Genomic DNA, 5,740 nt, shown 5'->3' with positions numbered 1-5,740 from the left:
GTGAATAATGGTCCCGTTTATGTTCGCGTAGGGCGGCAAGAGTTGCTATATGGTTCACAAAGATTGATTTCCACTTTGGATTGGGTCAATACCCGCAGAACCTTCCAGGGTGTCAAGGCCTTCTGGCGCACGCCGGAGTGGGATGTTGATGCATTCTGGACACGTCCGATGATTACTGAAAAAGGTAATTTTGATAATTGGGATACACAGCAAAATTTCTTTGGCTTATGGGCTACACACAAACCGAAACCCGGCCACTTAATCGATCTCTATTTCCTCAGCTTGGAAAACGATCGGAATCTTACGCCAGCCAATGTAGCACGAGGAAATATCCTGCAGGGTGACTCCCATGTTCATACACTTGGTGGTCGTTTTGCCGGGAATTTTGACAATCTCCTTTATGAATTGGAAGGTATGTATCAATTCGGGCGACGCTCCAACCTGGATATTTCCGCCTTTGCCGTGGCTACTGGTGTAGGCTATCGTTTACCACTGCCGATGAATCCACAAGGCTGGATACGCTATGATTTTGCTTCCGGTGATGGCAGCTCTACCGATGGCAGAAGCAATACATTTAATCAGCTCTTCCCGTTCGGCCACTATTACATGGGTTTCCTCGATCGCGTAGGTCGCCAGAACGTTCATGACATCAATGCACAATTTACCTTGCATCCTATGCCATGGATTACTTTTATTTCACAATACCACCGATTCTATCTAGCGAACGAACGCGATTATTTGTATAACGCGGCTGGCTTGGCAACATTTAGAGATGTTACCGGTCAATCCGGCAGCCACATCGGTGATGAAGTAGATTTCCGACTAAATCTGCACGTCAATCGGCATCAAGATGTACTGGTTGGATACTCAAAAATGTGGAGCGGTGATTTCCTGAAGGCACAAGCTCCGGGAGTCTCGCCTGACCTTTTCTATGTTCAATACAATATCCGTTTCTAGTCTTAACTCGGATTAGACAGTCCACAACACAACGGCAGCATCATTTAGCTGCCGTTGTTGTTTCACCGTAAGCCGCTCAGCATCTCTTAATGTAGATTCTCCAATAACCGCTGTGGCCTACTAACTGAGAATAAAATCCCGCACAATTTTCATCTGACCGGCATCCATCAGCATCGGCGCATGGCCGATACCCGGCAATTCAACAATTTTAGCCTTTGCGCCACGCACTTGCATTTGTGCAGCCGTATCAACAGACAGAATATCCGATGCCATGCCACGCAGTACCAAGGTAGGCACATTTAACTGATCCCACTGGTTCCATAAATCGATATCTTTAATCTCGCGTTCTTTAAAACTTACCGATATTCTAGGGTCATAGCGGAAACCGTAGGATCCGTCTGCATATTCAAGAGCGCTATGGATAGCCATATGATCCCATTGTTCTTCAGTCAATGGACCAAAAGAAACAGATATCGCTTTCATATACTGTTTAAATTCTTCAAAGCTATTGAAACGAATATCTTCACCGACATAATCAGCAATCCTCTTCAGTGCAGCTGCAGGAATCAATGGACCAATATCGCTTATCACCAATTTATTGATGGGTACAGGAATGTTGGGTTGTATCGCCAGAATCATCCCGATCAAGCCACCCAAGGAAATACCCACCCAATCCAGCGTAATCGCCGTACGGTATTGCGCTTGAATATGGGAGATCAGAGACATTGCATCGGAAAGATAGACCGGATAGTAATCGTAATCATGTGCCTGCTCCAACCAATCACTTTGGCCACGTCCCACGACATCCACGGAAATCACCCGGCAATCTGATTGCAATTCGCGTGCCAGATAATCGAAATCACGACAATTGCGTGTTAGCCCATGAACGCATATCACGACATGCGGATTCTGCAGATCCCCCCAGTCGGTATAAGCAATCGCATGCGGTTTTTTCTGCTGGCCATCATTGGATAACGTAGGTACAAGTAATCGTTTTACAGATATTTCCATAATTTATGTTATGTTTGTTCTTATTTCAATGATGCGTATATTGATTGTAATACCAACGCCCGTAGATTTTAAAGAAACATTATTTTTGAAAAATTAAAACAATAAATCAAAATTATGGTACACAGTCCCTGTACAGGTCATATATGCTTAAAATAGTCCGGAAAAATTCTTACCTTTAGAACTTTTACTGAACGCTAAATTTCACAACTATATCCTGAACATACATAATATATGAAATTGTCAGAGCTTTATTGGCACCGCATTACGCCATTACACATTCTTTTATGGCCATTCAGTGTGTTATATGGATACTTTCTAACACTAAAGAAATTATGCTACTGGCTGGACATTCTACCTCCCATTAAGCTACCGGTCCCTGTTATTGTGGTCGACAGTATCAGTATTGACGATGGCGGCAAAACACCGCTCATTATCTGGCTTATCGACTGTCTACTGCAGCAAGGTTATCGCCCAGGAATCATAACACGCGGCAATTCCGACAATCCCGGATTACCTGCCGCCGTGACTTCTTTAAGTGACCCTAATGTCATCGGAGGAAAAACATTTTTATTAGCGCAACGCTGCGGGGGAATCTGCCCCATCTGGGTTGGAAGTGACAGAATCGCAGTTGCTCAAGCGCTTCTGAATTCGCACCCAACTTGCAATATCCTCATCTGTAATGATGGGATGCAATATTACCGCCTCGAACGTGACATTGAGATTGCTGTCGTCGATTTTAGCGAACAAAGCTTCGGTAATGGCCTAGTACTACCTGCCGGCCCTCTGCGCACACCTCTCCAATATCTGAGAAAAATCGATATTATCGTCACCAATGGCAAGCAGAATCATTATGTCGATACTAGTCAGTGGAGTAAAACCTACCCAATGAAGCTCGTCAACGAAACTGCTTACAATGTGCTCAATCCGGAAATACGCCAACCGGTTTCAGACTTCAAGAACAAACAACTGCATGCGATTGCCAGTGGAGATAACGTCCAGTGTTTTTTTGATTTTATACAGAAAACAGGGTTAAATGCAGAATTACATACCTTCTCAGAAAATCACCAATTCGTTTCGCAAGATATTAATTTCGCTGACGCCGATGTCATACTCATGCCCGAGGAAAATGCATTGCAATGTTGTCATTTTGCAAAAGGCACACTGTGGGCATTACCTAAAGATGCCTGGGTCAATAGTGAATTACAGGCTATTGTACTAAAAAAACTTCAGAAAATTTGAATCAATCGATACAGCATCTTATGAGATATCTTCTCTCAGAATCTTATTTTTCTGCTGTTCAAACTCATGCTGCGTAAGCATTCCATTATCTTTTAATTGCTGTAACCGCTCTAATGCTGCTATTTGACGGTCTCCAAGAGCATCCGCTGAAACACCTGATCCATTAACGGTAGCAGGCGATGCCTGTGCAAATCCCAGGAGTTTTCCTATCTTAAAAAATACTATTTTTATGAATCGCCATAATTTGGGTAACAACCAAATTGCGATGCCAAGAAAAACAACCAATAAAATTAGAAAAATTTCCGGATGCTTCAAGGCAGTCCAAAGCCCGGAAAACACCAGGAAATCTCCGGTAAGAGACGCCGTCCAATTTGTAACCGGTTCTGGCGATGTATTCAGAAAAAGACGGGTACCCGCCTTAGTAGCATGGCTTGTTGCAGCGATACCTCCACCAAGAATTCCGGCGGCGATCTCTAAAGCAGGTGTCACATCGCCGACTGCACCGGCTGCCAGCATCGCGCCCGCCGGAATACGAATAAATGTATGAATAGAGTCCCACACAGAATCCATTCCAGGTATCTTGTCAACAAAGAATTCTATGAAATACATAACGCCGGCGGCACCAATCACTAATGGATCTTGCAGTACCGACAATTCCTCTGGCAAGGCAATATGGCCTGTTGCACCTCCCCAGCCAAGCACTAATAAAACCGCATAAAGATTAATCCCACTTGCCCATGCAGTGCCCATCATTAGGGCAACTGTTGCTAATAAGGTTTCATAAGTTTCCATAAATTCCGCATGATCCCAAGAAATTACTAATAAAGCACCCCGCCGCAAGCAGCGGGGTATTAACCGCACTCTTCAATCTGCTGGTTTTCAACCAGCTTTCGCCCCAAGGGGCGGGGAATTGAACCCGAAGATAATTAAAAATAGCCTTCACCAGCTATCAGACATAACCAATCATCATTAGTTATCACTTTGCTTGAGTTGATACTGTGCTTAAATGTTATTCGCTTTGTGGAGTAACAAAAAGAAGCGGCCTCACTTGATTGGACAGTTTTTTGCATTCCTTAAATGGAAATCTTGCATTAATGCCTACCCTGCTTTTTGCATTACAGACAGGTTATCGAAGTAGAACTCATTTGGTGTTTTGTCGTCAAGTGCGGTGTGAGGTCTGTTTGGGTTGTAGGACATGAAATATTTCTCTAAGCCTTGTTTTGCATCACATACGCTGTCGTAGGCGTGCAGATATACCTCTTCGTATTTAACGCTCTTCCAAAGCCGTTCGACAAATACATTATCATGCCAGCTATCCTTGCCGTCCATGCTGATCTGGATACCGTTATCCTGCAGCAGCCCGGTGAATTCCAAGCTGGTGAATTGGCAACCTTGGTCGATATCCGGCTTGCCCAGTCGATTACGGCGAACAGATAAACGAAACCGCGCTTCATTGAAGTGTACGTGATATCTGCTGCCCAGACATGGTTTGAGCGGGTGATGGACAAATATACGGATAGACTGGATGCGCCTGATATCGCTTGCTGGTGCTGGGCTTGCGTTAGATTGCGTGAATTCCCATTCGCTTCATCAGCGTGGTACACGACGCCGGTCGAATAAACTTCCTTCACGTTTGAGCATTCTGGCCCCTGCAAAGGGATGGTTCAGATGCAATTCACCTATCCGGCGCATCAGTGCAAGCACTTGTGCTGATAGCGGAGCCGGTCGGTAGTATGCTGTTGAGCGTGCCACATCCAGTAGCCGACATTGCTTCACCAGCGACAGTCCGTGAGTTCGGTCTATCATCGCTTTGCGCTCAACAATCCCGCCTTGATGAGCGCGCCTTCTAAAAAATCATTCTCCAACGTGAGTTGTCCAATCTTGGCGTGAAGTATCTTGAGATCAGGCGCGGCGGCCTTTGCTTTTGAATTACTCCCGAATACATCGATCGCAGATTCCTGTAGCTGCTGCTTCCATTCCGAAATCTGATTCGGATGCACATCAAATTGTTCAGCTAGGGTCTTATCACTCTTGATCGCAGCTATTGCCACTTTGGCTTTGAATCCCGCTGCGTGACGGCAAGGGTAGTTGACGTGATAATGTATTTGTCGAACGGCTCTGGAAGAACGTCAAATACGAAGAGATATATCTGCACGCCTACAGCGTATGTGATGAAAAACAAGGCTTAGAGAAATATTTCATGTTCTACAACCATAATAGACCTCACACCGCGCTTGACGACAAAACACCAAATGAGTTCTACTTCGATAACCTGTCTGCAATGCAAAAAGCAGGGTAGGCATTAACGCAAGATTTCCACTTAAGAAATGCAAAAAACTGTCCAATCAAGTGAGCCCACTTCTAACATTAATCGCAAATCAATCGCATGCTTAAGCCTGCTTTAATTGCATGAGTTTCTCCGATTTTTCACAGTTTTCTTGTAAAAATAGCGACAAGATATGTAATTATTGCTGTAGAGAGGTTTTTTCATTTGGAAAAAGTGTTGTTTAAAATAATTTTATGAGAACATGTT

Annotated in this window: 4 protein-coding genes and 2 pseudogenes; 3 read left to right on the top strand and 3 right to left on the bottom strand. The window is 44.3% G+C overall.

Annotated features, from left to right (window positions below; genetic code table 11):
- Positions 1–957 (top strand): alginate export family protein (locus C8R34_RS15780; RefSeq protein WP_181415509.1); only part of this gene is annotated, 957 nt, incomplete at its 5' end.
- A gap of 120 nt (positions 958–1,077) precedes the next feature.
- On the opposite strand, the gene C8R34_RS15775 is transcribed toward C8R34_RS15780, so the two are convergent.
- Positions 1,078–1,968: an alpha/beta fold hydrolase gene (locus tag C8R34_RS15775; RefSeq protein WP_110342197.1), complete on the bottom strand. Its 891-nt coding sequence runs from the start codon at positions 1,966–1,968 to the stop codon at positions 1,078–1,080.
- A 231-nt stretch (positions 1,969–2,199) separates the two neighbouring features.
- Between C8R34_RS15775 and lpxK the strand changes: the two genes are divergently transcribed.
- Positions 2,200–3,207, top strand: a complete 1,008-nt coding sequence (gene lpxK / locus C8R34_RS15770) for a tetraacyldisaccharide 4'-kinase (protein ID WP_110342195.1) — start codon at positions 2,200–2,202, stop codon at positions 3,205–3,207.
- Positions 3,208–3,225: 18 nt separating this feature from the next.
- Here lpxK and C8R34_RS15765 read toward each other — a convergent pair whose 3' ends face one another.
- On the bottom strand, positions 3,226–3,999 hold the full coding sequence (locus C8R34_RS15765; protein ID WP_110342193.1) for a DUF4126 family protein: 774 nt from the start codon (positions 3,997–3,999) through the stop codon (positions 3,226–3,228).
- Positions 4,000–4,305: 306 nt separating this feature from the next.
- Positions 4,306–5,312: pseudogene (locus C8R34_RS15760) on the bottom strand (integrase core domain-containing protein).
- Here C8R34_RS15760 and C8R34_RS16330 point away from each other — a divergent pair.
- Positions 5,303–5,506, top strand: a pseudogene (locus C8R34_RS16330) (integrase core domain-containing protein); the annotation flags it as partial. The pseudogenes C8R34_RS15760 and C8R34_RS16330 sit on opposite strands and share 10 nt — an antisense overlap.
- Between the last annotated feature and the right edge of the window lie 234 nt (positions 5,507–5,740).

The sequence above is a fragment of the Nitrosomonas sp. Nm84 genome (genome assembly GCF_003201565.1).
In the GTDB taxonomy this organism is placed as follows: Bacteria; Pseudomonadota; Gammaproteobacteria; order Burkholderiales; family Nitrosomonadaceae; genus Nitrosomonas.
This window is presented reverse-complemented; position numbering and strand designations above follow the sequence as displayed.

Excerpts from the sequence above, each read along its gene's own strand:
- lpxK (WP_110342195.1), top strand. The coding sequence starts at position 2,200 with ATGAAATTGTCAGAGCTTTATTGGCACCGCATTACGCCATTACACATT.
- C8R34_RS15775 (WP_110342197.1), bottom strand. The coding sequence starts at position 1,968 with ATGGAAATATCTGTAAAACGATTACTTGTACCTACGTTATCCAATGAT.
- C8R34_RS15765 (WP_110342193.1), bottom strand. The coding sequence starts at position 3,999 with ATGGAAACTTATGAAACCTTATTAGCAACAGTTGCCCTAATGATGGGC.